The 5626-nt window shown below is 39.6% G+C and carries 4 protein-coding genes; 2 read left to right on the plus strand and 2 right to left on the minus strand.

Annotated features, from left to right (window positions below; genetic code table 11):
- The first annotated feature begins 233 nt into the window (after positions 1-233).
- Positions 234-1112 carry a DUF6017 domain-containing protein gene (locus B5F27_RS15615; RefSeq protein ID WP_343214654.1) on the plus strand — a complete coding sequence of 293 codons (879 nt, stop codon included), beginning with the start codon at positions 234-236 and terminating at the stop codon, positions 1110-1112.
- Positions 1113-1211: 99 nt separating this feature from the next.
- On the opposite strand, the gene B5F27_RS15620 is transcribed toward B5F27_RS15615, so the two are convergent.
- Together B5F27_RS15620 and B5F27_RS15625 are read right to left on the minus strand one after the other, a co-directional pair.
- Entirely contained in the window at positions 1212-3131 is a 1920-nt protein-coding gene (locus B5F27_RS15620; RefSeq protein WP_087368984.1) for a UvrD-helicase domain-containing protein, read from the minus strand.
- 1 nt (position 3132) lies between these two features.
- Positions 3133-5016: an AAA family ATPase gene (locus B5F27_RS15625; RefSeq protein ID WP_087368985.1), complete on the minus strand. Its 1884-nt coding sequence runs from the start codon at positions 5014-5016 to the stop codon at positions 3133-3135.
- 181 nt (positions 5017-5197) lie between these two features.
- Here B5F27_RS15625 and B5F27_RS15630 point away from each other — a divergent pair, with 181 nt between their 5' ends.
- On the plus strand, positions 5198-5395 hold the full coding sequence (locus B5F27_RS15630) for a ParA family protein (protein WP_087368986.1): 198 nt from the start codon (positions 5198-5200) through the stop codon (positions 5393-5395).
- Positions 5396-5626: the final 231 nt, after the last annotated feature.

Raw genomic sequence — 5626 nt, forward strand, 5'->3', positions numbered from 1 at the left:
AGGGCGTGTATTTTTGAGAGTGGTCTCAAAAATACACGCCCACTACATGGAATAATTCTCTCACTGTGAGACTGGGTTTAGCAAGTACGCCGTTTCGTGAGGCGCTTACCTTACGATTATGGAGCGCTTACTTTGTTTCGGTACAAATTGAATTCAATTGAAAAGAGCACCTTGATTCATGTTGGAACCAGGGTGCTCTTTTTGTGCCTCATTTCATAGAGAAAGGAAAAGTGATGCTGGATTTCTTTTACGGCGGACAAGCCGATCTTTTTTCCTTCTACCGATTGCCCAAAGCGCTCTTTGTGGACACCAGATTCCGTGGAATCTCGGCAGAGGCCAAGATTCTGTACGGACTGATGCTGGACCGGATGGGGCTTTCAACCAAGAATGGCTGGCTGGATGATGCTGGCCGAGTGTACATCATCTTCACCACAGAGGAAATCATGACCTCCCTTTACTGTGCCGACAACAAGGCTACCAAACTGATGAAAGAATTGGAAGGCTGCGGACTGATCGAGCGGAAGCGCCGCGGTCTTGGAAAACCAAATTTGATCTATGTGAAAAACTTTGTTTCTGATCCGTCAGAACCACGAGACCAGAATCGTGAAAACAACGATTCAAGAGCCGTGAAAACCGCGACTCTAGAGCCGTTAAAATCACGAGGAATTAAGAATAATCAGAATTATACTGACTTGAGTGATACTGATCCCTTCTTTTCCGGCGCAGAGGCCGGAATGGAATCTGAAGGGAAAGATGACCGCGCCCTGTATCAGGATTATTTTTCTCAGGGGCTGGGCCTCGATGCTCTGATGGAGGCCAACCCCGAAGATGAGGATATGCTGCGGGAGATGCAGGAGCTGCTGGTGGATACCGTGTGCAGCCATCGGAAGATGATCCGTATTGCCGGAGATGACAAGCCCTATGAGGTGGTGAAAGGCCAGTTGATGAAGCTGAACAGCGACCATATCCGTTTTGTCCTGATGTGCCTGAAAGAAAACACCACCCAGGTGCGGAATATGCGGCAGTATCTGCTGGCCTCGCTCTACAATGTACCCATGACCATGCATAGCAGCTACGCGGCCCGGGTGCAGCACGACCTGAACGCAAAGTAACCGGCATCTGCCGGCGAGGAAGGGGGTGATGATTTAGCCCAAAAGCAAGCGTAATTTAGTTAGAAAGCAAGTCTAGAAAATCTAAAATAGTGCAAATTATTAGATTTCCTGAATTCGCCAGCCCATATTAATCAAAAGCTCGCGTTGATTCTCAGACACGGAGCTTTTCGGAATAGCTACGCATATTAATGCTCTTGCACGGGTCAGACCTACGTAAGCACATTTTACCCTTTTAGGGTTGTTTTTAGGGTCTTTTTTATTGGGTTGACAATACATCCAGGGCAAAATAGCTTCCATATTCCGCTTATACCAAAACGTATCAAGAACAAGTGTAGCTAAATGAGTTCGCCCTTTTACGGCATGAATGCTAGAAAGATGAATGTTAACGCTTCTTCCTGTTTTGGGATCCGCATAAGAGTAGATGTTTTTGTCGGTGTTATTTTTAGAGCTGACAGAAGAGAATGCTCCTTTATCATCTATCCATTCAAAATACTTTGTAGATTGGACAGTAGTATATAAATACTGGCGTATGATATTTTTGACGATCTCAATGACATTGTTCCAATCACTTTGCGTTTTAATTGAATGTTGAGTTAATGATAACATTTCATGTCGGAATACTGTTCTTAGGTTTTGAGGAATGTACTGTATTAATGCATGAAAAGCGTAACCAGAGGTGGAAATAGAATTTCCGGTAAAAACTAAATATTTTCGTAAACCTTCGGAAATACATTCAACCAAAACAAAAGCATTATACTGACCGGTGGATAGTTGAATTCCTCGGCGGAAATATTCAATAAAATACTTTGGCTTGTATGTTGCACTAGAAGCGCAAGGGTCATATCGGGGCCAATAATCTCTTATCTCTTCTGGGAAGTGAGAAGCATTTTTTTGATCGATTTCTTTGTTGTGAACCATCCCGATAGCATAACAATCAAGTCCCAAAGATAATTCTTGATCTGAAAAAACAGACAATAAGTATTCTCCATATGATGGAAGAACTGCTGATGGATTCTCAAATAAGAATATTGTATGACTATGGTCTAATCTGCTGAATTTGCTATAATCCCCTTGAATTTCCTCTCTACATCCAATCTCAAGTGGAGAAACAAGATGAGAAATTCCTCTTCCAAAGCGATGACTATTAGAAATAGACAGATATTCACCCTGTGGAAAGTAAGTTATAGAATTATTGGTTAGGTATGATTGGTAAATTGCTTGGTTTTGGTCTCCAAAAGCTTGTCTTATAGTTTTACAGTTGTCAGAAAACGCTGTGTTAAGTAATTCCCATTGTATCTGGAGTGTATCTTGTGCTTCATCTATAAGTAACAGTGGAAATCTAGTTTGAATTGCTTGTGGTAGCGAATCTTTTTGCTTCTGCAGTGCATACCGAGAAATATATAACATTTCATTGAAAGTAAAGTATCCATCAGAAAACGACTGCTCTATACAACTATATAGATCTCTATATGAATCAGATTGATTACCACACTTTATGTTAAGCTGAATAGGAAACGAAGTGGATTCACAAGCGTCCTGCGATAGTTTGTGATGCTCAAAGTAGTATTGTGTTCCTCTTTTCAGCCGGGAGAATCGCCGTTTTAACACAATTTCTTTATCTATGACTTTGACCGGGTAATGACTTGATCTCAACCATGGCAAACCGATAAAGGCGTCAAAAAAAGAATGAAAGGTTCCAATGAAATGAGGATATGATAATAATGCCTTTCCAATATTGGTATGTCCGAGACGCAGTTCGATTTCATCACGGGCTGCATTTGTATGTGATAATACGCAAATGCCTTTATTAGAATAAGGCCATTTTTTTGCTAAAATTGCTAATTTGGAAATCAAAACAGTAGTTTTGCCGCTACCAGGAAACGCCTGAATATCTTTTGTGTCCATACATTTAATAATCTCACGTCGTTGATCATCAAATTTGACATTCCCGAGAAGCTTTTCAATTTCGTCGATATCTTGATCTGTTATTACCAGATTCGATAATATACTAATTGACATGTTAGGAGGCTCCTTCTGTCACATAATAGATTGCGTCTTTAATATATGGAGGCAATTTACTGATGAAAACCTCCGGTGTGTTTGTATATTTATTCTCAAGAATAAATGAAAGCTCTTGTGCACCTGATGCTTTAGATACATTTTTCTTGTAAAATGAACGATACAAGCAAGAAGCCATGCCCTCTATGCCATATAAGGCTTCGAAATCTTTGCACTCGTCAAGTAATGCTTGCTTTTTTGTTTTGCGATTTGGTTCCGAATATTGTAAACTGATAATGGCATCTAGTAACTCTTGATTCAAACCGCTATATGCAAGATCATACTCAAAAGTCCAATGGTCTGCAATAAATGTTTTTACAGATTGACCAGAAGCTCGATTTTTTATACCATCTAAATATGCTTGCTTTTGTTCTTCATTTGGATAATCTGATTCGACACGCCATTTTCTATCACTTATGTTAGGTAGTGGAGTATCTTTGTATTTTAAATCTATGCATATTTCTGGAGCACAATCGGGCATAATATCCCGATCTGTGACGCATGCGACATTTATGCCTAATGATTCTGTAGGATTTGCACGTTGGAAAATACGAGCAAATCGATTTAATCCAATTCCACGAGCATTTATGATTGAAACACCATACTGGGCAAAATCTCGATTCATCAATTTGGCAATGGTAGGGATTAGTAGTTCCTCTGCAGGTCCTTCAACAATCATAATAGCTTTTGCGAAAAAGAGATTTGCCTTTGTTGCATCAAGATAACGCTCTAAATATTTATAGTCGTCAGAAGCAAGATTTGTTTTTTCAGGACGCAAAGAGAACATCTTTGTATTTTTGATAATAGATATATTTTCAAGCTTTACAACAGAAGCCATTAATGGCGAATGTGTAGTAATAATAATTTGCTGGTTACTACCAGATTTTTCTGCTGTTTCTTGAAGAGATTGCATTAGTCTAATTTGACGTTGAGCATGAATATGTGCTTCTGGTTCCTCGATTAAAAGGAACGAACTTCCCTCCTGGTGATTTAGTAGAAGTTCACAAGCCATACTAAGAACATTACTAGTTCCTAATCCTATTTTGCCAACTGTTCCATTGCTATGAGCAGTTAAATCAAGCTTTTCCAGCAATGAGGATAATCTCTTTTCTTCGGAGATATTTGCTCCGGTGACAGTAAAAGCGGTTTGTACATTATCACCTTTGAGAAGCATTTTAGAGTTCATGATAGATGCAATATCATTGTTGGCTTGTTGTAATTTGGCATTGTTAGCAAGTAAGTAATCTGAAAGGCTAGCAATTCCGGAAATTGAAAGATCATCTAATTTAGTATCCTGACTGTATGTATGAATTCCATCATCGATATGGGGGATACCGTGAATGATTTGAGAAAGTCGAGAGTTTCTCCCAGATTGCATATTTGTGTAGGCATCACGCAAAGGGCGTAAATAGGTAACTCGTAACAGTTCACGTGCTTCAGGTGAAATTGATGGACCTTCTCCGTCATACCCTGTTGTTACATTTATAAAAATTCGAGGTGGATTAAAGTTGAGAAGGTACTTACAACGCCAGTAAACATACAGATAAGATTTGCCGTCTTTAAATGTTAAACATTCTAAAAACGAAGCTTGTTCATCTAAACTTAGATCGGCAAATTTTAATACAATTGAAATTTCAAGATTCTTATCTTCATTATAGAAGTCTGTTAGAGCAACATGATACCAACCTTGGTCTGTAGTGCCCATGGCAATTCTTATGGCATCTATAATGGCAGTTTTGCCGGAGTCGTTTTCTCCTACGAGGACATTTAGACCTTTATTAAATTCAAAAATTTCAGAGGTGCTAAAGCAACGAAAATTTTGGATGCGTAACGCTTGCAGATACATGAGAATCTCCTTTGTTTTGCGGGAAACTGGTATATGGTAAAATTGAGATACAAAGGTTATTTAAAATATTATAACAAAACACTTGAGCGTTCACAATATTTTTGACGTAGTTGCAATAAAGTGTTTTGTCCATTATACATGAAACTGAAATTTCTAGCTTTTGATTTCAAAAAGGAAGGTGATTTTGGTGCAGCAAAAAGCAACCGTAATCGCCATAACCAACCAGAAAGGCGGCACCGGCAAGACCACGACCTGCGAAAATCTGGGGATCGGCCTTGCCATGGAGGGCAAAAAGGTGCTGGTGGTGGACGTAGACCCCAAATGCCGAATTCGGCATTTGGGGTCATATGCCGAAAAAAGAGTTATGCCGAGAAATTGAAAAGATCTAGACCAAGCAAATACCTGAGAATAATTTTTCGGCATAACAAATAGCAAAGTCACATAAGACACCTTCTTTCTTGACTTGTATAGGCTATAAAAAGACAAACGCCCCGGAGAATTTTGAACCGGTCCAAATTGTGTGGACAGTACAAAAAAGCCCCAAGTGTAGGAGATTAGGATTCAGCAGGAGTGGCGGAGCGTTAGCGGAGCCACTCCTGCTTTCGTTTGG

It is taken from the genome of Faecalibacterium sp. An192, from assembly GCF_002160175.1.
Lineage (GTDB): Bacteria > Bacillota > Clostridia > Oscillospirales > Ruminococcaceae > Faecalibacterium.

What these genes read in the sequence shown, in the direction of transcription:
- B5F27_RS15615 (WP_343214654.1), top strand. Translation starts at nt 234, where the DNA reads ATGCTGGATTTCTTTTACGGCGGACAAGCCGATCTTTTTTCCTTCTAC.
- B5F27_RS15620 (WP_087368984.1), bottom strand. Translation starts at nt 3,131, where the DNA reads ATGTCAATTAGTATATTATCGAATCTGGTAATAACAGATCAAGATATC.
- B5F27_RS15625 (WP_087368985.1), bottom strand. Translation starts at nt 5,016, where the DNA reads ATGTATCTGCAAGCGTTACGCATCCAAAATTTTCGTTGCTTTAGCACC.